The sequence below is a fragment of the Cohnella hongkongensis genome (assembly GCF_042654645.1).
Classification (GTDB): domain Bacteria; phylum Bacillota; class Bacilli; order Paenibacillales; family Paenibacillaceae; genus Cohnella; species Cohnella hongkongensis.
The window spans coordinates 310880-336341 of record NZ_JBHSEP010000002.1 but is presented as its reverse complement, the minus strand read 5'-3'; the positions used below and the strand labels follow the sequence as shown (position 1 = coordinate 336341).

General features: G+C 58.8%; 22 protein-coding genes. 17 read left to right on the top strand and 5 right to left on the bottom strand.

The genetic code is table 11. From position 1 onward, the window contains the following. The first annotated feature begins 9 nt into the window (after positions 1–9). The 3 genes from ACFO3S_RS04720 to ACFO3S_RS04710 are packed head-to-tail and all read left to right on the top strand — an operon-like array spanning position 10 to position 4763. Positions 10–1299, top strand: coding sequence for an ABC transporter substrate-binding protein (locus tag ACFO3S_RS04720; RefSeq protein ID WP_378092818.1), 1290 nt, complete (start codon positions 10–12; stop codon positions 1297–1299). A 10-nt stretch (positions 1300–1309) separates the two neighbouring features. Further along, a complete protein-coding gene (locus tag ACFO3S_RS04715) occupies positions 1310–3121 on the top strand; it encodes a cache domain-containing sensor histidine kinase (protein WP_378092816.1) in 1812 nt (603 codons plus the stop codon). Between the two features lie 16 nt (positions 3122–3137). Continuing rightward, positions 3138–4763 (top strand): response regulator, encoded by a 1626-nt coding sequence (locus ACFO3S_RS04710; protein ID WP_378092814.1) that lies wholly within the window; start codon positions 3138–3140, stop codon positions 4761–4763. A gap of 52 nt (positions 4764–4815) precedes the next feature. On the opposite strand, the gene ACFO3S_RS04705 is transcribed toward ACFO3S_RS04710, so the two are convergent. Continuing rightward, positions 4816–6204 (bottom strand): ABC transporter substrate-binding protein, encoded by a 1389-nt coding sequence (locus ACFO3S_RS04705; RefSeq protein ID WP_378092812.1) that lies wholly within the window; start codon positions 6202–6204, stop codon positions 4816–4818. Positions 6205–6389: 185 nt separating this feature from the next. Between ACFO3S_RS04705 and corA the strand changes: the two genes are divergently transcribed. The 9 genes from corA to ACFO3S_RS04660 all read left to right on the top strand — a co-directional run bounded on the left by corA (position 6390) and on the right by ACFO3S_RS04660 (position 16000). Continuing rightward, positions 6390–7343: a magnesium/cobalt transporter CorA gene (corA, locus tag ACFO3S_RS04700; RefSeq protein ID WP_378092810.1), complete on the top strand. Its 954-nt coding sequence runs from the start codon at positions 6390–6392 to the stop codon at positions 7341–7343. A gap of 16 nt (positions 7344–7359) precedes the next feature. Further along, complete coding sequence (locus ACFO3S_RS04695) at positions 7360–7686, top strand: ArsR/SmtB family transcription factor (protein ID WP_378092808.1); 327 nt, start codon at positions 7360–7362, stop codon at positions 7684–7686. 172 nt (positions 7687–7858) lie between these two features. Beyond that, on the top strand, positions 7859–9646 hold the full coding sequence (locus ACFO3S_RS04690) for a SulP family inorganic anion transporter (protein WP_378092806.1): 1788 nt from the start codon (positions 7859–7861) through the stop codon (positions 9644–9646). Positions 9647–9730: 84 nt separating this feature from the next. Continuing rightward, complete coding sequence (gene allB, locus ACFO3S_RS04685) at positions 9731–11143, top strand: allantoinase AllB (protein ID WP_378092804.1); 1413 nt, start codon at positions 9731–9733, stop codon at positions 11141–11143. Between the two features lie 155 nt (positions 11144–11298). Further along, positions 11299–12405 (top strand): GntR family transcriptional regulator, encoded by a 1107-nt coding sequence (locus ACFO3S_RS04680; RefSeq protein ID WP_378092801.1) that lies wholly within the window; start codon positions 11299–11301, stop codon positions 12403–12405. A 91-nt stretch (positions 12406–12496) separates the two neighbouring features. Beyond that, on the top strand, positions 12497–13201 hold the full coding sequence (araD, locus tag ACFO3S_RS04675; RefSeq protein WP_378093164.1) for an L-ribulose-5-phosphate 4-epimerase: 705 nt from the start codon (positions 12497–12499) through the stop codon (positions 13199–13201). Between the two features lie 32 nt (positions 13202–13233). Further along, complete coding sequence (locus ACFO3S_RS04670; RefSeq protein ID WP_378092799.1) at positions 13234–14907, top strand: ribulokinase; 1674 nt, start codon at positions 13234–13236, stop codon at positions 14905–14907. A gap of 233 nt (positions 14908–15140) precedes the next feature. Beyond that, positions 15141–15653, top strand: a complete 513-nt coding sequence (locus ACFO3S_RS04665; RefSeq protein WP_378092797.1) for a hypothetical protein — start codon at positions 15141–15143, stop codon at positions 15651–15653. Then, positions 15653–16000: an Ig-like domain-containing protein gene (locus tag ACFO3S_RS04660; protein WP_378092795.1), complete on the top strand. Its 348-nt coding sequence runs from the start codon at positions 15653–15655 to the stop codon at positions 15998–16000. The genes ACFO3S_RS04665 and ACFO3S_RS04660 overlap by 1 nt, the downstream gene beginning before the upstream one ends. A gap of 52 nt (positions 16001–16052) precedes the next feature. Here ACFO3S_RS04660 and ACFO3S_RS04655 read toward each other — a convergent pair whose 3' ends face one another. After that, positions 16053–16847 carry a DUF4367 domain-containing protein gene (locus tag ACFO3S_RS04655; protein WP_378092793.1) on the bottom strand — a complete coding sequence of 265 codons (795 nt, stop codon included), beginning with the start codon at positions 16845–16847 and terminating at the stop codon, positions 16053–16055. Continuing rightward, positions 16840–17415, bottom strand: a complete 576-nt coding sequence (locus ACFO3S_RS04650) for an RNA polymerase sigma factor (RefSeq protein ID WP_378092791.1) — start codon at positions 17413–17415, stop codon at positions 16840–16842. The genes ACFO3S_RS04655 and ACFO3S_RS04650 overlap by 8 nt, the downstream gene beginning before the upstream one ends. Positions 17416–17542: 127 nt before the next feature. Here ACFO3S_RS04650 and ACFO3S_RS04645 point away from each other — a divergent pair, with 127 nt between their 5' ends. After that, positions 17543–18226, top strand: a complete 684-nt coding sequence (locus ACFO3S_RS04645) for a TVP38/TMEM64 family protein (protein WP_378092789.1) — start codon at positions 17543–17545, stop codon at positions 18224–18226. Here the strand turns inward: ACFO3S_RS04645 and ACFO3S_RS04640 are convergent. Next, positions 18190–18954, bottom strand: coding sequence for a hypothetical protein (locus ACFO3S_RS04640; RefSeq protein WP_378092787.1), 765 nt, complete (start codon positions 18952–18954; stop codon positions 18190–18192). The genes ACFO3S_RS04645 and ACFO3S_RS04640 overlap by 37 nt on opposite strands. 320 nt (positions 18955–19274) lie before the next feature. Between ACFO3S_RS04640 and ACFO3S_RS04635 the strand changes: the two genes are divergently transcribed. From ACFO3S_RS04635 to ACFO3S_RS04625, 3 genes are read left to right on the top strand one after another with little or no spacing between them, the layout of a single operon-like run. Next, positions 19275–19832, top strand: a complete 558-nt coding sequence (locus ACFO3S_RS04635) for an RNA polymerase sigma factor (RefSeq protein ID WP_378092784.1) — start codon at positions 19275–19277, stop codon at positions 19830–19832. Then, positions 19829–21373 carry an ABC transporter substrate-binding protein gene (locus tag ACFO3S_RS04630; RefSeq protein ID WP_378092782.1) on the top strand — a complete coding sequence of 515 codons (1545 nt, stop codon included), beginning with the start codon at positions 19829–19831 and terminating at the stop codon, positions 21371–21373. Before ACFO3S_RS04635 ends, ACFO3S_RS04630 begins: the two co-directional genes overlap by 4 nt. Continuing rightward, a complete protein-coding gene (locus ACFO3S_RS04625) occupies positions 21370–22746 on the top strand; it encodes an extracellular solute-binding protein (RefSeq protein ID WP_378092780.1) in 1377 nt (458 codons plus the stop codon). The genes ACFO3S_RS04630 and ACFO3S_RS04625 overlap by 4 nt, the downstream gene beginning before the upstream one ends. Positions 22747–22934: 188 nt before the next feature. Here the strand turns inward: ACFO3S_RS04625 and ACFO3S_RS04620 are convergent, their stop codons facing one another. Next, positions 22935–24473: a sulfatase family protein gene (locus ACFO3S_RS04620; RefSeq protein ID WP_378092778.1), complete on the bottom strand. Its 1539-nt coding sequence runs from the start codon at positions 24471–24473 to the stop codon at positions 22935–22937. A 116-nt stretch (positions 24474–24589) separates the two neighbouring features. Here ACFO3S_RS04620 and ACFO3S_RS04615 point away from each other — a divergent pair, with 116 nt between their 5' ends. Beyond that, the gene (locus ACFO3S_RS04615; RefSeq protein ID WP_378092776.1) at positions 24590–25444 is read left to right on the top strand and encodes a helix-turn-helix transcriptional regulator; all 855 of its coding nucleotides are present in this window, start codon (positions 24590–24592) and stop codon (positions 25442–25444) included. Positions 25445–25462: the final 18 nt, after the last annotated feature.

Genomic DNA, 25462 nt, shown 5'->3' with positions numbered 1-25462 from the left:
GGATGGAAAATGAAGGTCAAGCCGTTGAACGCAGCCATCGTCCTGATGCTGCTGGCGGCCGCGGCCGGGTGTTCGTCCGGCGCCGAGGAGCCCGAGCATCGGCAGGCCCGGCAAGCCTCGGCGATCCGGATCGAATACTGGACGCCATTCAGCGGCGGGGACAATCAATTCATGACCGAGATGGTGGAGAGGTTCAACCGGGAGCAGAGCGCCGTTCACATCGTGCAGACGAACTCCAGGCTGGACGACTATTATTCTCGTCTGCGCACGGCTATTCTCTCGGGGAACGCGCCCGACGTCGCCATTAATCATGCCACCAATTTGCCGCAGTTCGTTCAGAACGGCTACATCGAGGATCTGACCGGCCCCGCGTCGGAGGTCGGGCTGGACTGGGACGTCTTCAACGGGAATATTATGGCTTCGGCCATGTACGACGGCCGTTCCTACGCCGTCCCTCTCGACACGCATGCGCTCGTCATGTATTACAACAAGCAGCATCTGAAGGTGGCCGGACTGCTCGATTCCGCCGACAAGCCTGTGCTGGAGGGGGGAGAGGAAGGCTTTACCGCCTTCCTGCAGCGCATTCGGGCAGCCGTTCCGCCCGACATCGCGCCGCTGGCCCAGCCGAGCACGCGAATCGATTCCGTGTGGCTGTGGTGGAGCCTGTACAATCAGATCGAAGGGGGCGGATCGTTCTACGACGAGATGGGAACCCGTTCGACGCTGAACAATCCTCAGGCCTTAAAGGCGCTCAAATTCGTGAACGGCTTGTATGCAAGCGGGCTCATTCCGCCCGATATTAACGACGCCTTCAAAATGTTCTACGACGGCAAGGCGGCGGTGCTGATTACGGGAATGTGGGGGACGGGCGCGTTCGAGCATGCGCCGGGGCTCGACTTCGGCGTCGCTCCGCTGCCGACCGTGTACGACACTCCGGCGGTCTGGGGCGATTCGCATTCCCTGGTCATTCCGACCAAGCACGGCATGACCGACGAGAAGCGCAATGCGATCATGACGTTCGCCAAGTGGATGGTCGAGCACGGCGAGATGTGGGCCGAGGCCGGGCACGTCCCGAGCATGACCCGCGTCGTCCGGGGGGAAGCGTTCCACGCGCTGAAATTCCGCAGCGATTATGCCGCCGCCGCCAACGACGTGAAATACTGGCCGAGGCATGTCCGCCAATGGTCGACGACGGAAGTGCTGATCCGCGAATTCGAGCAAATGAACTACGGCCGGCAAACTCCGGAGCAGGCGCTAAGGAACGCGGCCGCTATCATCGACGCCGAACTGAAGAGGTAGTGGGGGAGCTATGAAACGGAAACGGAGTCTCGTGCGCTGGTTCACCAACCAAGGGCTTGCCCGGAAGCTCATTCTGATCAATTTCCTTCTCGTCGTCGTCCCGATCGGCGCAATCGGCTTCTACACCTTCTCCAGCTTCGAGAGCGCGATGGAGAAGAACGTCGGCTCGTATCAGCTGCAGACGATCCAGCAGCTCACTCTGAACATCGACACTTATATGAACGAGTTGAACCGGCTCACGTTGTCTCCTTATCAATACAGCGAGATTCTCGAATATTTGAGCGGGCCGCGAGAGCCGGGACAGCCGCTGACGCTGGAGCAGATCGGTCACCTGAACGGATTCGTGTCGAAAATATTCATTAACGGCCGCATCGACATTATGGGCGTATCCCTGTACGGTGAGAAGGGCGCCTCGTACGTGGTGCTGCCGGACAGCCAATACGTGACCAACTATATTCTCGACGAGAGCGCGGAATGGCTGAAACAGGCGAAGGGTCTTCCCGGGCAGCCGACGTTCATCACGACGCACCAGATTACGTCCACCGGCGGGATGACGTACGACGTCTTCTCGATTGCCCGGGAGCTGAGGAGCTTCGACAGCGGGGAGAGGATCGGGTATATCGTGATAGATATCGATCCGTCGGCGGTGCGCAGCATTCTGCAGCAGGTCAATCTCGCGGCCGAAGAGTCGATGTATATCTTCGACCAGCAGGGGCAGCTCGTCATTCGCCGGGAAGACGGGGATCCCGGTCTTCCCCGGCTCGGCCTGCTTCAGGGCCAGGGCGTGAGTCATGTCGACGCGTCCGAAGGAATGCCGGAATCGTTAGTCGCTTACGTGACGTCGCCCGTCACCGGATGGACGACAGTCAGCATCGTGCCGGTCAAGGAGCTGATGCGGGACAGCCACAAGGTTCAAAGCTCCATGACGCTGGTGATCGTCGCCTCCGTTGGACTGGCGATGCTGCTGAACGTGGTCGTCGCCTTTCGCGTGACCAATCCTCTCCGCAAGCTGAGCCGGCTGATGAGGAAGGTCGAGCAGGGGGAGCTTCAGGTTGCGTTTCCGGTTCACGGACAAGACGAGATCGGGCGGTTGGGCGGTTCGTTCAATACGATGGTGTCGAAGCTCAGCGAGCTGGGCTATCGGCTGTACGAGACGGAGATTCGCGAGAAGGACGCTCAGATCGCCGCGCTGCAGAGCAAGATCAATCCCCACTTTTTGTACAACACGCTGGGAACGATCAGCATGAACGCCGAATTGGAGGGCAACAAGGACATCGTGACGATGGCCAACAATTTAAGCCGAATGCTGCGTTACAGCCTAAGCAGCCACCAGGAAATCGTGACGCTGGGAGAAGAGCTGAAGCACGTCAATGGCTACATGGCCATTCAGCTGATCCGCTACGGAGATCGAATCCGGTTCCGGGAGGAGATCGACGAGAGGGCGCTGGACTGCGTCGTTCTGCCGCTGATCGTTCAGCCGATCGTGGAGAACGCGATTCATCACGGCCTGGATCGGGGCACGGGTTCGGGGCTTATCCGGCTGACGGGAGCGGAAAAGGCGGGCGTGCTGACGATCGGGATCGAGGACGACGGAATCGGCATGACGAACGAGGAGCTGGAGGAGATTCGCGGCCGGCTTCGGCATTCCAGGGATCTCGGGGGCAAGACGGGCAACGGGCTGCTGAACGTACACCGCCGCATCCTGCTCCACTACGGGGAGCCGTACGGCTTGGCGTTCGAGAGCATGCCTTACCAGGGGCTGAAGGTGACGATTACGCTGCCGGCTCTGAGAAGAGGTCCGGAGCGATGCTCGGAAAGCTAGAGGAGGAGGCGCAGCCATGCCCAGAATCTTAATCGTGGACGACGAAGCGATCTACAGGAAAGGCTTGCGTGCGATGATCTCCTCCGAAGATCCGATCTGGGACATCGTCGGGGACGCGAAGGACGGCTACGAAGCGCTGGAGATGATCGGCGACTTGAAGCCGGACGTCGTTCTGACGGATATCCGCATGCCGCGAATGGACGGCCTGCAGCTGCAGAAGTTCGCTCGCGAGCGGTTCCCGGAGCTGGTCTGTATCGTCATAAGCGGTTATGAGGACTTCACGTACGTGCGGCAGTCGCTTCGCCACGGAGCCAAGGACTACTTGATGAAGCCGGTTGAACGGGAAGAGCTGTCGAGGGTGCTGAAGAAGGTGAAGGAGGAGCTTCGGGAGGCGTCCCGGAGAGCGAACGAGTCCGCCGGTCCGGAGGCGGAGGACGTCTTGCGCCGGCAGGCGAGCGATCATCTGGCGGCAGGATTGATGCGGGCCAGCATGAGCTCCTCGGATCTGGAAGGGGTAAGACGGCTGGGGGTCGAGCTGGAGGAGCCGTATTTCGCCTGCATGGTCATCAAGATGGACAAGGAATCGGTCGGACGGGAGCGCTACGGCCGAACGGACCCTTCTCTGTTCCAGCTCTACATCCGGCAGTTCGTGCAGGAGATTCTGGATCATCGTCTGGGAGGGTTCTGCTTCGCGTTCTCCGATTCCGAGGTGGTCGCCCTGGCCAACGTTCCGGATCGGGTCGCGTCGCGCCGCAAGCTCGTCGACACGGCTCACTCGATCCGGCGGCAGATTCAATCGCTGTCCAATCTGACGGTGACGATCGGGATCGGCAGCACGATGGAAGGGGCGGAGACGATTCCGAAATCTTATCGGGAGGCGCAGATCGCCTTGCTGTACCGGCTCGTCGTCGGAGGAGACAAGGTGATCGATTACGAAGACACGACTTCGGAGGCCCAGACGAAGGCCGGAACGAAGAAATGGTCGTGGAGGCCGCTGGAGGAAGCCGTTAACGAAGGGAAGGCCGCCGAGATTGACGGCCGGGTGGAGGAAGCGATCGGCGGGCTGTGCCGCTGGGCGCAGACGCCGGAAAGCGTACATCAGCAAATCTGCAAGCTCATTCTGCATTACTACGAATTGACCGAGGAATGGGGAACGACGAAGGAATGGATGGGGGATCACGATATACGCGCCCAACTGGTCGAGATCTGTTCGATCTCGTCCAGCGACGAACTGATCGAGCTCTGCAAGCAGCTGTTCGGGCGGCTTGCCGCCGCCGTCGCTCCGGGGAAACGCTCCGCCGGGCGGGATCCGATCCATCAGGCTTTGCGCTATCTGGCGGAGCATTATCGCGAGCCGCTCACGCTGAAGGATGTCGCCGAACGGGCGCATCTTCACCCGGCGTACTTCAGCGCGATTTTGAAAAACAGGACGGGCCGATCGTTCGTAGAGCATCTGTCCTCCCTGAGAGTGGAGGAAGCCAAAAGGAGGCTGGCCCTCACCGACGACAAAATGACGCTCGTGGCGGAGAGGACGGGCTTCGCCAACATTCGCCAATTCAACCGCGTCTTCCGCAGCGAGACGGGACAGACGCCCAAGGACTATCGCAACGCCGTCCGCGGCAGCCGCGAGAGCCGGATGTAGTTAGCTTTAATGGGCGCGATTCAAGAGGGCCTTGCGGCCCTCGTCCATGCCATTAAGAGCGGGGAGCGATCATAAGGCCGGAACCGCCGGTTTCGCTTGGCGGACCGCCTTTGCCGTCGAGGATGAGCTGGCCTTTATTCTGAATGTCCTCCAACGCTTCGGAGACGGTTTTTTCGCCTTGTTCCGCTTCGGACATTTCCGCCATGATCAAGCTCAAAAGCTGGGAAAACGACTCGTTCGGAAGCTTGCCGTAATCTTTATAGACGGTTTCTTCCCTGGGCGTCAACGCGTAGAACGCCTGCAGGTTATGGCCTTCTTCATCGGAGAAGTACTTAGGTCTGGACGATAGTCCCAAGTCGGCCTTGGATGTGACGCGGGCATAATCGTCCCCGTTCACGTACCGGAGGAACTTCCATGCCGCTTCGATATTGGGAGATTGGGCGTCAATGGCCAAAATCTCATTGACCGATGCCAGATCGGTGTAGCCGGGGTTGTTCGGGTCGACAGGCACCGTCACGACGTCCCAGTTTTGTACGACCTTCTCTTTCACGACCGACTGGGCTTCCTCGATTTGAGAGATCAGGTAGGTGGAGTCTATGGTCATGGCGGCTTTTCCGCTGATGAAAGCGTCCTGCAGAAGATACTCCTCGTACGTTTCGAATGACACGCTATTCGATCCGGTGTAAAGAGAACCGCTTTTGAGCGCTTGGTCCGCCATCTCGACGACCTTTTTCCACGATTCCGAATTCGCCGTCATCTTCATGTCGGAGCCGCTAAAATAGCTCAGCCCCATCGCTCCGCCGATTTTTCCCGCCAAGCCGTTCAAGTCGGATACGAAGGCAGGCTTTAATCCGTATACGCGCTCGTCGGGCTCCCCGTCGGTCGGAAACCGGGCCGCCAGTTGCAGCAGGCTTTCCCAGCTCATGCGATCCTCGGGGAAGGGGACTCCGTATTTCTGGAACAAATCCTTGTTGTAGAAGAGGGCTTGGGTGAAATAGCCGGGAGACAGCCCCTGCAGCTTTCCGTCGCTTAATCCCCGTATATACTCCAGAATCCCCGGCGAGATGCCGGACAGATCGAATCCGTCCTTCGCGGCTCTCGTCTCGAGATCGAGCAATCTTCCCTCGTGGGACAACTGCTTGTATTGAGCGACGTTGAGCACCAGCACGTCCGGTCTCTTTTCCTCGATGAGCTTCAGGATCGCCTCGTCATACGTTTCGTCCTCGCCGTTTTGCACGCCTTGCGTCGACACGATCTCCACCTGGATCTCCGGATGCAGTGCGGAGAAGGGCAGGCCATATTGTTGATAAAACCCGCCTTCCGAATAGAACATCACCTTTAACGTGGTCGGCGTATCCGGCTCCATTTTCGGCCCTTCGCTGCAGCCCGCCAGCAGCGTGAAGATCAGGCCTAGCGACAGCATCGTTTTTTTGCTCGTCATGAGATTCCCTCGTTCCTGCATTGTTTTTCTTTCCATTTCGAGTGTAAAGGGGAAAGTTAAACAACTTCTCACCAATTCCTTAAATTCTTCTTAAAGATCTCATTCATCGCGCTCGCGGCCGAATGGCCGCCGAGTTGCCAACGGCTCCCGCGTCAAGGCATAATGTAGGGGAAGAGGTGAGGCGAGTGCTGCGGATTATGGCCGCGACGGACGACGGGGCGTGGTTGAAGGACATTTCTCTGGACGGACTGACCGCTCCCGACGTCAGCTGGTTCTGGGTCGACTTCGATTGTCCGAGGCCGGAGGAGATCGAGCTTCTGGACAGCTACTTTCAATTTCATCCGCTGGCGATCGAGGACTGCCTGCATCTGCTGCAGCGGCCGAAGGTGGACCATTACGACGAGACTCATTTTTTCGTTCTGCACGCGCTGCATCCGGAAACGCTGAAGGCCGAGGAGGTCGACGTTTTTCTCGGACCGAGGGGCATCGTCACGTTCCATCTGATGCCCTCGCAAGAAATCGACGAAGCTTGGCGGCGGATGCAGGATCCGGAGTTTCGGCGGGGGAGGAACCACAGCTACGTTGCGTATCTGCTGATGGACAAGCTCGTCGACAATTACTTCCCGACACTATACAAGATTGAGGATCAGTTGAACGAGATCGAGGACCAGGGAGAGAACAAGGTCGATCTGCAGGAGATGACGGAGCAGATCTACGACATTCGTGCGGATCTGCTGCGCATTCGCCGGACGGTGCTTCCGATGCGCGATTTGCTGTACCGGCTGCTCAATTCGGACAAAATACCGGCCATCAAGGAGCAGCATGCCTATTTTACCGATATCTACGACCATCTGCTGAAGCTGACGGAGATGATCGAGTCCAATCGGGAGATGACGGCTGACCTTAGGGACAGCTACGATTCCCTTCGCTCCAACCGGATGAATTCGATCATGAAGACGCTCACAGTGATGACGACGATTTTTATGCCGCTCACCTTTATCGCCGGAGTATACGGGATGAATTTCGTGAACATGCCCGAGCTGGAGTGGGAAGCGGGCTACTTCATCGTCGTCGGAGTGATGCTGGCGCTCGGTCTGGGCATGTACACCTGGTTCAAACGCAAGGGCTGGTTCGATTAAAAAGGGGGACAGGCGATTGAATCGTGAGTTGCAGCAATTCAAAGCGGAGTTCTTCAAGGCGCTCGCGCATCCGCTGCGCATTCGGATTCTGGAAGTGCTGAGCGAAGGGGAAAAAAACGTGAACGAGATCCAGGCGGCGCTCGGTCTGGAGGGCTCGGCGGTGTCGCAGCAGCTGGCCGTCCTTCGGGCGAAGAACGTCGTCAGCGGCGTGAAGGACGGGACGAACGTCATCTATTCGCTGCGCGATCCTCTGATCGTGGAGCTGCTGGAGGTTGCCAGACGCATTTTCGATAACCATCTGGTAGACGCGATTTCGCTGCTGGAGACGATACGAAGCGAGTAAACGGGTGGGAAACGGGGCTAATCGCCGTACGGCGAACGTGGCCTCGTTTTTTAGGTCCCGCATTGGGCCAGAATCGCCTACAACGGCGCAAACGCGTTTTGACTTTCCCTGCTCGCGCTCTTATATTCTATATATTCAAATAATCAAATATTCAAAAATAAGAAGGGGTATAATGAAGCTGCAGAGGCTTGGAAGGTTTGCGGATTACAGCGTCGGGGCACTGCGCCGGGACCTGCTTGCGGGATTGATTGTGGGCATCGTAGCCATCCCGCTCGGCATGGCGTTCGCGATTGCCTCGGGAGTGAGTCCTCAATACGGATTGTATACGACAATGACGGCAGGCGTGCTGATCTCGCTGCTGGGAGGCTCCAGGTTTCAAATCGGGGGGCCTACGGGCGCGTTCGTACCGGTGCTGCTGATGATTGTGCTGCAGTACGGCTACGAGAATTTGCTGCTTGCGGGCATGATGGCGGGCGTGCTGATGCTGCTGATGGGCCTGTTCAAGCTGGGCGCGCTCATCCGCTTCATTCCCCGTCCGGTGACGCTCGGATTTACGACGGGGATCGCGGTGCTGATCTTTGCGGGACAGATTCCGAGCTTCCTGGGAATGGAGGGACTGAGCAAGCACGAGCGGTTCCTGCCGAACATGAAGGAGATCGCGACGCATCTGTCGCTGGTCGACGGATACAGCGTGGCGACGGCGCTGGCCAGCTTGGCGGCGATTCTGCTCGTGTCGCGGCTGGCGCCCAAGCTTCCTGCGCTGCTCATCGGACTGGCTGCCGCCGCGCTGACCGCAAGCTTGCTGCCGGACGGAAGCGTGGCGACGATCGGCTCCGCTTACGGCGCGATTCCGAGCGAGCTTCCGGCCCTGCGCATGCCGGAGATTTCCCTTGAGCGAATCGGGCAGCTGCTGTATCCGGCCTTCGTAATCGCGATGCTGGGCAGCATTGAATCGCTGCTGTCGGCCGTTGTCGCGGACGAGATGACGGGAACGAAGCACGACAGCAACCGCGAGCTGATCGGGCAGGGAATCGCGAATACGGTCGCCCCGCTGCTCGGGGGCATTCCGGCGACGGGGGCGATCGCCAGAACGGCGACGAACATCAAGTCGGGTGCGGTCAGCCCCGTATCCGGAATCGTCCACGGCGCCGTCGTGCTTGGCGTGCTGCTGCTCTTCGCGCCGCTGGCTTCCCGAATTCCGCTGGCCGGGATGGCGCCGGTGCTGATGGTTGTCGCGTGGAGAATGAGCGAGTACCGCAGCTTCGCGAAGCTGCTGCGAACGAAGACAGGCGATTCGCTCGTGCTGGGAGCGACTTTCCTGCTGACCGTATTTATGGATTTGACGGCTGCCGTCACCGCCGGACTCGTGCTGGCGATTGCGCTGTTCGTGAGGCGGATGGGCGGTATGGTCAAGGTGGATAAAGTGCTGCCCGACCCGCTGAGCCGCCGCGGCAAAGTGGCGCCGGACGGAGTGACGGAGAAGCGGGACTGCCCGCAAATTCGCATCGCGACGGTGGAAGGGGCGCTGTTCTTCGGAGCGGCGGAGGCGTTCGGCCAGTCGCTTCGCGAGGTCGTCGGACAATCCCATCGCGTGCTGCTCATTCGGATGTCGAAGGTTCCGATGATCGATCTGTCGGGAGAAGCGAATCTGGCCGCACTTGTCGGAAAGTTCCTCGACGACGGCGGCGTCGTGCTCGTGTCGGGCATTCAGAGGCAGCCGCTTGAGCTGCTTGAACGGACGGGACTCGCCGAAGCGATCGGGCGAGGCCATTTCTTCGCGCATACCGGCGAAGCCATCGGATATGCGCTGACCTGTCTGGATAGGGGGCGGTGCGTCGGCTGCAAGCAGCACGCGTTCCGCGAGTGCGAGGAGCTGTCGAAAGGCCGCACGGAGTCGAGAGAGCTGCGGGGAAGCATGCCGGACCACCGACTTTCGCGTAATCAAAGTTTACATGTATAAAGGGATAAACTCTCCATTTCTAATGAGATGTATTTATGTGTTATATTATATAACATATACACTCGGGCATGGGGAGGGGAGAGAATGCAGGATGAAGGTGTGCTCGACTGTATCGTTAAAGGAGGCAAGGTTGTGCTCCGGGACCGCGTACAGGTCGCCGACATCGGAATTAAACGGGGCATGATCGTCCAGATCGCTTCCGAGCTTCCGGCCGCTTCGAAGGAGACGATAGACGCGAGAGGGCTGTACGTCATGGCTGGCGTCATTGACGCGAACGTGCACCTGAGCGAGCCCGGACTGGATTGGGAGGGCTTCGATTGCGGCTCGGCCGCGCTGGCGGCCGGGGGGAGCACGACGTTCCTCGACATGCCGCTGCACGGCCGGCCCCCGACATTAAACGCCGAGGCGCTGCGCCTGAAGCTCGAGGCGGCCCGGGCGTCCGGCTCTCATATCGATTACGGACTATGGGGCGGACTGTCTCCCGATAATCTGGAGCATCTGGAGGAGCTGGCGGAAGCGGGCGTCGTCGGGTTCAAAGCCTTCATGTCGGCGGCCGAAGACCCGGGCGGCGGCCAGTTTCGATCGGTGGACGACGTCGCTCTGTTCGAGGGCATGAAGGCGGTCGCCGGTCTGGGCAAGGTGCTGGCCGTGCATGCGGAGAGCGAGGAGATCGTCTCGTCGCTGTTCGACAAGCTGGTGCGGAGGAGAACGCCGCGCACGCTGCGGGATTACGCGGCGACCAGACCGATCGCGGCGGAGCTGGACGCGGTGCGCAGGGCGCTGCTGTTCGCGGAGCGGACCGAGTGCCCGCTGCATCTGGTGCGCCTCAGCAGTCCTCAAGCCGTCGATGCGGCCTGGGAGGCGAAGATGAACGGGCTGAACGTGACGGTGGAGACGTGTCCGCACTATCTGGTGCTGACTGACGAGGAGGCGGAGGCGCTGGGAGCGTTGGCGAAGTGCGCCCCTCCGATCCGCGGCGCGCGAGAGAGGGAAGGACTGTGGGCGAGGCTGGCGGAAGGCAAGATCGATCTGGTCGCTTCGGCTCATTCTCCATGTCCGCTCTGGATGAAGGCGGGGCAGGGGGAGGACGGCTTCGCGGCGAGGGAAGGCATCGCCGGAGCCCAAAGTATGCTGGAGCTGGTGTTGGACGAAGGTCACTGGAAAAGAGGGCTGCCGTTGACGCTGCTGTCCAGAGTGCTGTCGGAGGCGCCGGCCAGACGGTTTGGCTTGCTGCCGCGCAAGGGCAGATTGGCTGTCGGCAGCGATGCGGACCTCGTCATCGTGAATCCCGACGCGCCGTACGAGCTGCGGGCGGAGCAGCTCCTGTACCGGCATCGGCACAGCGCCTACGAGGGACGCCGATTCCGCAGCCGCGTCGTCCTGACCATGAGCCGGGGCCATGTGGTTTACACCGCCGATAAGGGGATCGAGGCCGACGGAGCGGGGGAATGGCTGCAGGCGCCGGAGCGGCCCAAGCGAAGGAGGCATCTGATATAAGACGGAAGAAGGGGCTGCTTGTCGAGCGGTCCCTTCTTCTTGTTTTCGCGCCAACGCGAGCAGCTCGATTGGAGAGGTACGTACAAGTGTGCCTGTGTGCTATAATGGCTCTAGCATGTTGGAGGGGTTCGTTCAACGAGGAGGAAAGAGCAATCGTGCAATCGCCGAAGTATATACAGCTGAAGGAAGAAATCATGTCTTGGATCGCTTCGGGCCGGTATCGGCCGGGCGACAAGCTGCCCTCGGAGAACGAGCTGGCCGAACAGTATTCGTTAAGCCGGCAGACGGTGAGGCAATCGATCGGAGAGCTGGTCCAGGAAGGCTGGCTCGCCCGGGAGCAGGGCAAGGGGACGTTCGTCGGCAGGCAGTCGCCGGAGCGCCGGGCGTCCTCGGGCAATCGGACGGTCGGCATTATTACGACGTCGATCTCGGATTATATTTTTCCCTCGATCGTGCGCGGCGTGGAGTCGGCCTTAAAGGATAAAGGCTACAGGCTGCTGCTCTCCAGCACCGATCATCGCAAGGACAGGGAGAGGGAATGTCTGGAGATGATGCTGAGCCATTCGGTATGCGGCCTCATCGTGGAGCCGACCAAGAGTGCGGAGGGCAATCCGAATTTCGATCACTATCTGGCGATCGAAGATCACGGCATCCCGATGCTGATGATTAACGAACGCTATCCGGACTTGGACTACCCGAGCGTCAGAATGGACGACGACGCGGGAGGATATATGGCGGCCGACTACTTGCTCGGGCTGGGTCACCGGAGAATCGCGGGCTTCTTCAAGACGGACGACATGCAAGGCGTCAGACGGATGAAAGGGTTCATCCGGGCCTGCCGCGATCGCCATCTTCCGTCGGAGGCCATGGAGATCGTCAGATATTCGACCGAAGACAAGGCTTCGCGTCCTCCGCGCAAGCTCAGGGAGATGCTGCTGTCCGAGCAGCGGCCGACGGCGATCGTCTGCTATAACGATCAATTGGCCGTGTCGCTGCTGGATACGATAAGGGAGCTCGGTTTGCGCATTCCCGAGGATCTGTCGATGATCGGCTACGACGATTCCTTCCTGGCGACGGCGACCGAGATTAAGCTGACGACGATCGAGCATCCGAAGTCCGGCATGGGAGAGCGGGCGGCGAATCTACTGATCTCGCAATTGGAGAGAGGCGAGCAGCTGCCGGGCAAAGACGTGCTGTACGCACCCAAGCTGATCGTTCGACATTCCGCATCGCCAGTCCAGGAACGGAATGCCTCGACATAAATGTACGTACAAGTGTATAATAAACCTTATTCGCACTCGATATTTATCGTAAAGGAACTCTTGTTTTTCTAAGGGAGGAAGTGTGTTTAACTTGTTAGGTCAACTTAAGGAGCAAGTCTGCAGAGCCAATGCCGAGCTGCCCAAGTACGGACTCGTCACGTTTACCTGGGGGAATGTAAGCGGCTTCGACCGGGCCTCGGGCCTGATGGTCATTAAACCGAGCGGAGTGCCCTATGAGGAGCTGGAGCCGGAGCATATGGTCGTTGTCGACCTGGAAGGACGAGTCGTGGAGGGCGAGCTTCGTCCTTCCTCGGATACGCCCACGCATCTGGTTCTGTACCGGGCCTTCCCCAACGTCGGAGGCATCGTGCATACGCATTCGCCTTGGGCGACGATCTGGTCGCAGGCCGGGCAGGGCATCCCGGCTCTCGGAACGACGCAGGCCGACTACTTCTACGGGACGATTCCGTGCACGCGTCAGATGACGGACGAGGAGATTCGAGGAGAATACGAGGCGGAGACCGGCCGCGTCATCGTAGAGACGTTTCGCGGCATCGACCCGGATCGGGTTCCCGGCGTGCTGGTGAACAGTCATGCGCCCTTCGCCTGGGGCAAGGATGCGATGAATGCGCTGCATAACGCCGTCGTGCTTGAAGAGGTCGCCAAGATGGCCTATCATACGCGCCAGCTTAACGCCGGCGTTCCTCCGATGAACCAGGCGCTTCTGGACAAGCATTATTTGCGCAAGCATGGCGCGAACGCTTATTACGGTCAGCCAGGAGAAGCCCGTCATTAACCGTCCCATTCCCATAATCAAGGAGGTCTACCATGAGCCAGAAATACGCTATCGGTGTCGATTACGGCACGCAATCCGGCCGCGCGGTTCTTGTCGATCTGTCTAACGGCAATGAAATCGCGGATCACGTTACCCCTTATCCGCACGGCGTCATCGACGAGACTTTGCCGACTTCCGGTCAGGCGCTGGAGCACGATTGGGCTCTGCAGCATCCGGACGATTATTTGGAGGTGCTGCGCCGCTCCGTCCCCGAAGTGCTTCGGCAATCCGGCGTATCCCCCTCCGACGTAATCGGGCTGGGCATCGATTTTACGGCATGTACGATGCTGCCAGTAGACGCGCAAGGGGTGCCGCTCTGCTTCAAGCCGGAGTGGAAAAACCATCCTCACGGCTGGGTGAAGCTGTGGAAGCACCATGCCGCTCAGGACGAGGCAGATCGCTTGAACGCGATCGCCGCCGAGCGGGGGGAGAAGTTCCTGCCCCGGTACGGCGGGAAAATCTCTTCCGAATGGATGATCGCGAAAATCTGGCAGATCGTGAACGAAGCGCCGGAGGTGTACGAAGCGACGGACCTGTTCACCGAAGCGACCGACTGGGTCGTATCCCAACTGACCGGACAATTCGTGCGCAACAGCTGCACGGCCGGCTACAAGTCGATCTGGCATAAGCAGGACGGCTATCCGAGCAACGATTTCTTCAAGGCGCTGGATCCCCGTCTGGACGGTTTGACGAATACGAAGCTTCGCGGCGAGATCGTCCCGCTGGGCACGAAGGCGGGAGAGCTGACGGAGGAAATGGCGAAGCTGATCGGCCTGAATGCGGGCACGGCCATCGCCGTCGGCAACGTCGACGCGCACGCGGCCGTGCCGGGCGTAGGCGTCGTCACGCCGGGCAAGCTTGTCATGGCGATGGGCACCTCGATCTGCCACATGCTGCTGGGTACGGAAGAAGTGGCTGTCGAGGGCATGTGCGGCGTCGTCGAAGACGGGATCATTCCGGGCTACCTGGGCTATGAGGCCGGACAGTCCGCTGTCGGCGACATCTTCGAATGGTTCGTCGAAGAAGCCGTTCCCGCTTACGTGAAGGAGGCGGCGGAGAAGGAAGGCGTCGGCGTCCATCAGTGGCTGACGGAGCGCGCGTCCTCTTACAAGCCCGGGGAGACGGGATTGCTCGCGCTCGATTGGTGGAACGGCAACCGTTCCGTGCTCGTAGACACGAATTTGACCGGCGTCATCGTCGGCTACAGCCTGCTTACGAAGCCGGAGGAAGTGTATCGCGCGCTGCTCGAAGCGACGGCATACGGGACTCGCAAAATTATCGATTCCTTCCACGAGAATGGGGTACCGGTAGAGGAAGTGTACGCGTGCGGCGGGCTGCCTCAGCGCAATGCGCTGCTCATGCAGATCTATGCCGACGTGACCAACCGGGAGATTAAAATCGCCGATTCCAAGCAGACGCCGGCGGTCGGCGCGGCGATGTTCGGCGCGGTTGCCGCCGGCAGCGCAAGAGGCGGCTACGACAGCGTCGTCGATGCGGCCCAGGCGATGGCCCGGGTTCGCGAGGAGTCGTTCAAGCCGATTCCCGAGAATGTGGCGGTTTACGAGAAGCTGTACCGGGAGTACAGCGAGCTGCACGACTATTTCGGCCGCGGCGCCAATGACGTCATGAAGCGCTTGAAGTCGCTGAAAGACGAGGCTTCCCGCTAACGACGATGCAAACATAAGAGCAGGGGGCGTTCCGAAATCGAGGGAGCGCCCCTTTTTGCCGTTCGCCCGTTCCTTCCGCACCGGGAGCCCGGCTCGGCCGGCAAGCTTCGGCGAAGCTGCGAGGCGCCGTTCGGCAGACGGCACAAAAAAATCAAAAAAATGTCGAATGATGGTGCAACCTTTGTCCTTGCAAATTGTGTATATAGTGAACAACATTGAGAAGAGAAAGGTTGATGACGATGAGACAAGGCAAAGTTGTGAAAGCAGCGCAAGGTTTACTGGCAGCAATTCTTGTCGCAGGCATCGCGTTCGTACCGCACGGTGAGACCGCTCGAGCGGCCGAGAGCCAGCCCTTCGCCGCGCCGACCGGGGCGGTTGCGCGGACAGCGGCTCCTCCTGTCGAGCCGTTCGGCATCTTTAACCCGAACCATCAGTATCTGGACAACGGGATCAGCTCGATTACGCCGAGTGCGGGGAAGGTGACCGTCTCTGCTACAACCGTCGCCAATACGACTGTCGATTCGGTTGGAGTTATATTCTATGTGCAGAAATGGAACGGAAACTCTTGGGAAAATGTCGGAGCGGGTGCCACAATGGGCAGCAATTCGACGTCTTTCTACCACAATACGTTGACCAGATCTGTAGAGGCGGGGTACTATTACCGGGCGCGGACGATTCATTGGGTCATTCATAACGGTGTTCAAGAACAAGGCGAAGTGATTACCGGTTCGATTCTGGGAATATAATGGGCTCTGCCGGCGAATGGATCAAAGAAACGCACCCTCAGCCGGATTCTATGGAAGTTCCGGAAGATACGCTGATCTCTATTACTTTCTATCCGGAGATTAACAGGAATACGCTGAACACGAGAAACATTCTGATTTTGGACGGCAACAACGGAGGCAGACTGATCTCGAACCGGTTTCTGTACCGGTACGAGCAGGAGGCGCGAACTTTGCTGATCTATCTGAAGGAAGAGGCGGAACGGCTGGGAGCGGGCAACACGATCGAAATCATTTTGACGGGAAGGATTGCAAACATTCGCAATCAGAGAATGGAAATCCCGTATCACTTGCGTTTCACGACAAAATAAGGTGCGGCGTCCGAGGTCTCTGCAGACTTTCGGGCGCCGTATCTTATTTTCGTTACCCACGCATCCCCTCGTAAATCCGAACGAGCGTCTCGACATCAAATTTACCGCTGATGGAAAAGCGAATCCCATTGGTGATCGTCTCAAGAGTACTGCTCGCATCATTCTCTGTCAGAAGAATGGCCGGTCCGTCGCTCAATTGCAGGGTTTGCGAGGAAATACCGTCCTGGGTATTCCTCGTTCCGAAGCTTGAACGTGCGTCCACCTTCTGCATTACAACGCTCAGAATATCGTCCTGCTCGGAGCGAAGCCTGAACACGGCATAATTCGCTTTTTCTTCCCCGTCTTGGAAGTACAGAACGGCATTATGGAATGCGACCCCTTCCGGAAGATATTCGAATGCCGGGGGCCGGAAGGAAAGCAGGCTGTTCGCCTGAGCCTCCGTCACGGTCGCCATGAGCGTCGAATCGTTGACCCTCTCGAAGGAGAGCCCCTCAAGGTGCGCCGGAGGCGGAGAGGTTTTCGCCCCGTAGGGAGCCGAATGCTCGTCGCGGCCGAAGATGAGGTTCAACAGCCCGGAAGGATATTCTTTAATCGTCGTGTAGATCGGTTCGATCGCTTTCACGGCGCGATCGCTGCCGAAGAGAAAGGCGCCCAGCGCAAGCGAGGCCGACACTACGGCCAGCTTGGCCAGCATCGAGCGGATGCTTTTCTTGCGGCGCTGGGCGTTCAGACGCTGCCGTACCCGCTGCCAGGAAGCGCGGTGATCGACCGACGGGCCTTCCTTCTCCGGCATGTCCGCTCCTTCGAATGCGGCATCGAACAACCGATCGAATTGCGCGTTATTCATCCCGGCTCCCCCATTCCTTTAACAATTTGCGCTTTAGATAGCTTCGGGCTCTGTGCAGCTTGTGCTTGACCGCGCCCTCCGACTCCTGAATCTCCGATGCAATTTCCTTGTAAGTCAGTCCTTTTTTCCACTTCAGCTCGATCAGCGTTCTCTGCTCGGGCTTCATTCCCATCAGATGCCGGGAGATTTGCTCCTCCAGCGACTTTGCCTCGACCTCCTGCTCGACCGACACCGCAGTGGCATGCGAGTAAGGGCCTCCGTCCCAAGTCAGTTCCAGGCTAATATCGTTTTTTGTTTTTTTTCGCTTGCGTATGTAATTAATCGTTAGATTTTTGGCAACGACTTTAATCCAAGCCTTAATATGCTCCTCGCTCTCGGCGGCCGGACTTTTGGCGAGCGCAGTCATGAAAGCCTCCTGAATAATATCCTCCGTTGCAGGATGATCGTTGATCATATACATAATAGGTTGATATAGAAAATGGTAAAACTCGCGGTAAATTTCCTCTTGCAGAGTTACGTTCAGTTGCTGAAAGTTCGATCCGAGCAAAAGGAGCAAATTCCGTTGCATACGAAGCTTCACCCTATTCCACGTCATGTGACCTTCGGCTTAATCTATTCTTTCTCCAGTGTAGTCGAAAAGGCGGAGCTAGAGAAGCTTATTTTATTTGACTTACCCAAGAAAGGGGTTTGTCCGTATGCGGTTTTCGACGGGGTGGAAAATAGCGGGGACTGTCGCAATCGCGGCGGCGCTCGTCTGGTTCGATCTCAAAATCCTCAAGGTCGACCCGGAGACGATCAGGGAGTGGGTGCTCGGCTTTGGATGGACAGCCCCTCTGCTCTATATCGGCCTGTACACGGTCCGTCCGTTCGTTCTGTTCCCGGCTGCCGTATTGTCGATGGCGGGAGGGCTCGCTTTCGGAGCGTGGCCGGGCATGCTGTATACGCTTGTCGGAGCGGTTGCGGGCGCGGTTCTGTCGTTCTTGCTGGCGGGAAAGATCGGCAAGAGACTGCTCCGGGGGGTGGGAGATTCGCGGCTGAAAAGCATGGAGCGCTCGATGGCGAAGCGGGGGTTCCTCATGGTCCTCCTGCTCAGAATCGCGCCGTTCGTGCCTTTCGACCTGGTCAGCTATGCGGCCGGAGCGGCCGGGGTGAAGCTGCGGGCATTTCTGCCCGCAACGGTGATCGGCACCCTTCCCGGCACGTTCGCTTATAACTTTCTCGGCGCCAGCTTCGCCAAGCACGGCTGGAGAGAGCTGATTGTCGCAGGCTGCGTGTTCGCCGCGGCCCTGTCGATTCCTTTCCTGTTCCGCCGCCGCGTCGAGCGGGAGCTGGAAGAGGAAGATCATAACGGAATCGGGATGGCCCCCGTCGACGAATAATGCAGCTCCAAGCCGACGATGCTTCCGGGCTCCGCAGGAGCGTTAAGCAGCGTCTGCGGGAAGATCCGGCCATTATAGCGAAGCCGGACTTCAACCGTTTCGAAGATCGGGATGCCGGCTACGTTGCGGATAAAGCCGGCGGGACCGAAGTCGACGAGACCGGTGGAAGCGAGCGCTTGTCGGATCGTAATGCCCGGGAAGTACGGAACGTAGCGCGTATAATGGACTCTGGGGAACGCCGTTCCTCCGGTGATCCATACGGTGATGAACGCCGGCGGCACCGGCAGGGGTCCAGGGACCGGAATCGGGACCGGGATCGGAAGCGGAATCGGGCCGGATCCCGGAAACGGAGGGGGCGTCGGGAACGGACCGGGCCCCGGCGCCGGGCCGGGGAAGGGCGGAGGCGAAGGGAAGAACCCTGGGCCAAGCCCCGGCCCTCCTGGTCCTCCTGGTCCTTCCATTCCGCCCGTTCCGCTTGCCGGTCCGCCAAGAAGCCCGCGCTCCTGCTCCTGCGGGAATACCCACCACGGAATCGGACGAGTCACTTGGGGGGCCTCGTCCTCGCTCTGATGCAGGTGCACGACTTCGCCTTTGTCGGTTTCTTTTTTATTCCCTTTGTTGGCCGGGTTTTTGGGGGAGGGGGGCGGGCTCGCAGAAAGCTTGGCCTTGGGATCGGCGGACGTTTTGCGCGTGAGCGGCTTCGCTTCCGTCGATCGTAATTTTGGCATAGTCACGTTCCTCCTTCGCTTTGGGCAGATGTCATTAATGCAGGATATGCGCCTACTCCCGACCGGGTGCAGAAGCCGCCGTCAGGCTGGCGCTCGCGGGGCGAAAGAGCATGACGGAACAACGTTGCCGGATTCCGCCAACGTTTTTTGGTGATTCACTAAGTCAAATTCGCAATCCTTATCTGAATCCCCTCCGACATAAACGTTATCCCGCCGATCCTAAGGACGGCGTAAGCCGTTTATGCTTGGTTGAAGAATGATTTTCCCGCGAAGGGAACTTTCCGCCGGTTGGCTCGTCCTATTGTTCGGGAGGGATTCGTTTGGCTTTCGATTATTTGAAGCATATAACCGGCGGGGTGGACAAGAACGCCCTGTTCGATGAACTTATGATGACCTACGGCAGAGACGTATGGAACTACGCCTACTTCATGACCAAACGCAGAGATCTGGCGGAGGATATCGCTCAGGACGTGTTCGTGAAAGCCTACGAGCATCTGGACTCCTTTCGCGGCGGATCGAGCGTGAAGTCCTGGCTGCTGACGATCGCCCGGAATACCGCCCTCGACTACCTTAAGACGGCCTGGATGCGCAAGGTGCAGCTGTTTCCTTCGTGGTTCCGGCAGGACGCCGCACGTTCCGCAGAGAGCGAATGGTTCGGAAGCGAGGAGAAGAACCGCATCTGGGGCCTGGTGCTGGAGCTGCCGCGCAAGCAGCGCGAAGTGCTGATCCTGTTCGCTCACTATCGCATGTCCATGAAAGACATCGCCGACATGCTGGGCATATCGGAAGGAACGGTCAAATCCCGCCTTCACCGAGCGAGGCAAGCGATCGGATTAAGCCTGTCGGACAAGGCCGAAGAGAGGAGCGGGCGATCATGATTCGTAACGAGGACCATTGGGAAAAGGAGCTGTCCGAGGCCCCGCTCGGAATCGGGGGCTTCAATGAACGAACGATACGGAAAATCAAGGAGCGTGTTGCCGTGACTTCCGCGCGCAAAAACCAATATCAACCCGTCCTAGCGGGCGCGATGGTCGTCATGCTTGCCGCTGTCGGTTGGCTGATGAAGGATCCGCTTACAGACTGGTTCGCCGGGAGGGGCGCCGGGGAGAACGCCCGGATCGACGCCTGGGACAACGAGCCTGTCGTCTTGAAAGTCCAATACCCCGACCGGGAAAGCTTCATGAGGGAGGTCGGTCTTCCTTTCGTCGTGCGGCATCCGAATGCGCAGTTCGAAATTCCTATCCCGCCGGACTCGATGGAGCCGGAGGATTACCTGCAATGGATTCGCGAGCAGGAGCCCGATCTGATGCAGATTCCGCTGTTTCTGGTCGAACCGCTGGCAGAGGCGGGTGTTATTCAACCGCTGGACGCCTGGGTCGGAAGGGACGGGGTTGAACTGGAACCATTTCACTCGCCGGTCATCCGCACGATACGGGAAGCGGGGGGCGGCGCCCTGTACGGCCTGACTCCGTTTTTCGAAACCTATGCGCTGTACTATAACAAAAGCTTGTTCGAGCGATTCGGCGTGGCGGCGCCTCAGGATAGAACGACTTGGAAGGAAGCGCTCGAGCTTGCCTCCCGGTTCGGCGGGCAGGACGCGTCCGGACAACCGATCTACGGGCTGACGAACGGCTGGGGAGTGTCGCCCTTCGAGCTGATCCGGACCGTCGGGGAAGCGGACGGACTTCGGCTGACGGACCCCGACCTGAATCCGACGATCGACTCCGTTTCGTGGCAGGACGTCTGGGAGCGCGTGATCCGGGGGTACCGGGAGGGCTGGATTTTCGACGGGCAGTGGCCCTCCTCGGCATCGGACGGCCACATGGCGGAGACGGATCTGTACAGAGCCGACCCGTTCCTGACCGGCCGAGCCGCGATGGCGTTCAGACCGCATTATTATCGGCAGAACGTTCTCTCCGCCGTCGACCGGATCGGATTCAAGGACGAATGGGGGATCGTAACTCAGCCGGTGTCTTCGGACCGTTCCGCTCTTGCCTCGGAATTCTCGATCGTGACGGTGTTCGCGGTCAACGCGAATTCTCCGAACCGGGATGCCGCCTGGGCGCTGCTTAAGTTTATGACGGGTCCGGAGCTGGCGAAGAGCAATCGGAGCAAGGGTTGGGGGGCACTGTCAACGAGGCTCCCCGATGCGGAAGAGGAATCGGCGACGGGAGAAGCCGCTTTCTACAAGCTCGACGTTGACAGTTCGGCGGTGCTTCGGCGAGAAGAGGCGAGGCTTAGGCCGTCGAGTTCGATCTTCATCCAGTCCTTGCAGTCGGCCGGAGACGAGGAAGTCCGCTCCGCGCTGAAGGGCAATCGGACTTTGGAGCAGGCGATGAGCCATCTGCAGAAGCGTGCGGAACAACTCGCCGCTTCGATGCGGACGGAGCCGAAGGATGGAAGGGAGAGTCAGGAGTGAGCGAAACGTTTAACGCGGCTTTGCGAGGGCGGTTATTGAAGCTGGCGATTGCCGCGGTCGCCGCGCTTGTTCTGGCCGGATGCCAGCCGGAGGACAAGCCCGAGGCGCCGAAAGAGCTTAGGCTGGCCGTGACGGATGAAGGAACGTATCAGCATTTCTTCCGGACCTTGTTTGAAGGGCGGTTTCCGGACTGGGACATCACAGTGCTGCCGATGGACGGCTTGAAGCTGCACGAGCTGGAGACGGAGCCAGCCCTTCAGGCGCTCGACGGGTTTCTGCAGCGCGAGAAGCCTGATCTTCTTCTTGTGAACAGCTTGATGTACAGGCCGGTGGCCGACGCCGGAATGTTAAGGGATTTGGGCGAGTGGACCTCGCGCGATGGGATGGATATGAACGTCTTCGTTCCCGGCATGCTCGAGCTGATGAAGGACAACGAGGAGGGCAAGCTGTTCGGGCTGTCTCCGGGCATCCGGACCTCGGTTCTGTATTACAACAAAACGATGTTTCGTTCCTACGGGATTGAAGAGCCCTCGGATCCGATGACCTGGAGCGCCTTGCTGAGCCTGTCCGATCGCTTTACGCAGGATGCGTCTCTGGAAGAAGGAAGCTACGGCTTCTACGAGCCGTATGTCAGATCGCCCTTCGATCTTGTCCAGGTTGCCGCGCAGACGGAAGGGCTGCATTTCGTCGACACTCGCCATGCGCGAATGACGATGCAGAGCGAGGAGTGGAAGCGTCTATGGCGCATGGTCGCCGACTCCTATCGCCGAGGCTCGCTCGGAGTGAACAGCCGGGAGCTTAAAGTCGTCGACGGCGTGACGTACGTCTCCCGGGAAGATCAGGAGGCTTCGGATCTGTTCTACAAGGGCAAAGTCGCCATGACTTACGGTCAGGTCGATCTGATGCAGAAGCTGAAGGCGAAACCGCCGTCCTTCGAATGGGGCGTGCTCCCCGGACCGGTCAGCGAGAGAGACCCGGAACGGACGTGGTGGTTCGTTTCCGATTACATTTTCGCGATCCCGACCGCAGCCGGCCGTCCGGAATCGGCCTGGAACGCAGTGCGCGAGCTCCACTCCGAAGAGGTCGGCAAAATCTACGCCTCGGCCGGCAGCGAGCTGTCGTCGTTAAAGGATTATCCGAAATGGAAGAACGATCCCGACTATGAGCCCTTTTACCTTCAGAAAGGCTGGCCGAATCAGCCGAACTATCGCATGAGCATCATCCCGACCGAGTTTTACGGTCCGTTCAACGAGCTTGTCGTCGAACGGATGAACGCCACGATCGCGAATGAGATAACGACGGAACAGGCGCTCGACTCTCTCCAGCAGGAGGGGCAGCAGCTGCTCGACAAGTTCGTTCCCGCGAGCGAATAAGAGGCTTGAACCGGCAGTTCCAGCCGGGAAGCCGGCTCATGAAAAAAAAGTAGGCTAGCGGCAACGGGCCGCTAGCCTCAAGGAAATCTATATCATTGAAAAGGGGGGTCATGTTTGTATTGTAACCCTTCAACATGAAAATCTGATGAAAGCTATATTACGGTTCGATTACAAATTGGGCGAGTTTCCTACGCATGATGGATTCGGGGCATCGGCATCGGCTCCTTGCCCAGCTCGGCCCAGATATATTTCAGCAGCAGCTTCCCCTTTAGTTCCCCGTATTCCGGATCGTCCCACAGGTTGCGGTGCTCTCCGGGATCCTCCTCCAGATCGAACAATTCTCCGTAGGTTTGGTTGTAATAAACGGTGATCTTATAACGTTCGTCGACGTATGTTTTCTGATGAATCGTCGTAGGCTCGTGACGAAATTCGCAGATGGCGTGCTCTCTCGCCTTGTCCCGGGTTCCGAGCCACACCTCCTTCTGGTCGACCCCCGTCATGGACGGCGGAGTCGGAAGGCCGCAGAAGGAGAGGAACGTAGGCGCCAGATCGACGAGCGACTGAATCGCACTGGACGTTGCCGCCGCCGGCACATGCCCTGGATACCGGACGATGAACGGCAGCTTGATCAGATCCTCGTAGTGAAATCCCCCCTTCGCCTGCAGACCGTGCTGGCCGAAGAAATGACCGTGATCCGTCGTGAACGCCACGAGGGTATTCTCCGTCAACCCGAGCTCGTCCAGCTTGTTCAGAATATGGCCGATATACTTGTCCATCATGCTGATCATTCCGTAATATACGGCGACCAGCTTCTTGCGGTCGGCATCGGTGAGCCGGAACTTCGCGCCGTATTCGTAATAGTGATGGGAGCGGTAGCCGTGGATTCCGTATCCGGTCTCCTGCAAGTGGGAGAAGTCGGGGTTCTCCTCCTGGGTCATGCGGAAGTGCGGCGGATTCCGGTCGTGCTCTCCCGGCGCGGCGGACGGAATCGTCAGCTTGTCCGGATCGTACATCGTATCCCAAGGCTCCGGCGCCAAGTATTCCGGATGCGGATCGAAGAAGCTCGCCCACAGAAAGAAGGGGGAATCCTCCTTCTTGTAGTTTTCCAGCAAAGCGTTCGTCCGGTCCGCTATCCACGTATTGTAATGATACTTCTCCGGAATGGGCCACTTGTACGTCGTCGCCGGATCCATCGTGCCGGTCGGAGGAAGAAAGTAATCCCGCCAATTGGCGCAGCCCTGCTCTTCCATCCACAGCGCGTAGTGCTGGCCGACATGCGCCTCGTTCGTGTGATTGCGGGCGAGCTCGACATGATCGAAGCCGTAGAACGGGCCGTTAAAGCTTCTCCAGTAGTCCAAATCCTGCAGCAAGGGATAAGCTTCCAGCGAAGGATAGCGTTCCGTCGATCTAAGCGGTTGAAAATGAGCCTTGCCGACCAATGCCGTTCGATAGCCGGCTTCCTTGAAATCTTCCCCTACCGTATGACGATCCTCCAGCAGCTTCGTTCCCAGCGTCCAGGCGCCGTGCTGGCTCGGATACGTCCCGGTGATAATAGAAGCTCTGCTGGGCGTGCAGGTCGGATTCGGACAATACGCTCGAGTGAAGACGGTGCCTTCACGGGCCAGACGATCCAAGTTCGGCGTAGAGATTTCCGGATTAAAAGCGCCGAGGGTATTCCAGTGCTGTTGATCGCTTGTAATTAGCAAAATGTTAGGTTTGTTAGACAATTGAAATCGCCTCCACCTATGATATTATGGAATATATCGCATTCAGTAAATGGCATGATGTTAGGTATCGTTTGTCATTTTGTTGTCTTGGGTAAGTCGATGAAGGAGGAGACGGGATGCAGGAGTACGATTACGAGTTCGCGGAATTTATTTATTATACCCCCGGCAGCTTGGACCGGGACGGGAGACTGTGGCCGGTTCGGGCCGGTCGCAGCCTTGCCAAGCCGAATTATAAAGTCGGACCGAAGCGGATCGAATGCTACAGCCTTCACTTCGTTCAAGACGGGATGATTCGGCTCGAATACGGAGACCGGCACGCGGATTTGCGGAAGGGCGACCTGTTCTGTCTCTTCCCGGGCCTTACCTATCATTATCGCATGCTTCCGTCCGATGCGCCGCTTCGGATGAGCTGGCTCGCGCTGGATGGAGACCGAGTCCGGCCGCTGCTGGAGCTCGCCGGATTGACCCCGGACAAGCCGTACGGCAGAGAACGGATCGACGACCGCGTCCGGGAATCGGCCGAAAGAACGATTCAAGCGCTGCAAGCCGGCGCCCGGTGGAGTCCGTCGACGGCGCTGGAGCTGCACGGTCTCGTATGCGGCCTATTTGCCGATCTGATCCCGGATACGGCAGCGGTCTATTCGTCGGAGCCCGCCGGATGGATCGAGGAATGCCTGGAATATATGGAGCTTCATGCATCGGAGGGAATCTCGGTTCAGCAGGTCGCCGACTTCGCGGGGGTTCATCGCTCCTATTTTACCCAGACGTTTACTAGGCAGATCGGAATATCGCCCATGAAGTTCATCCAAAGAATTCGTATGGAGAAAGCGAGCCGCCTGCTTCGGGAGACGAACGCGACGGTAACGGAGATCGCCCTCTCCCTCGGCTATCCGAATGTATACACCTTCACGAGAGCGTTCAAAAGCTACTACCGCGTTTCCCCGCAAGCCCTTCGATCGACAGGCAGTTAAGGCTAAATTCCCGTCCAT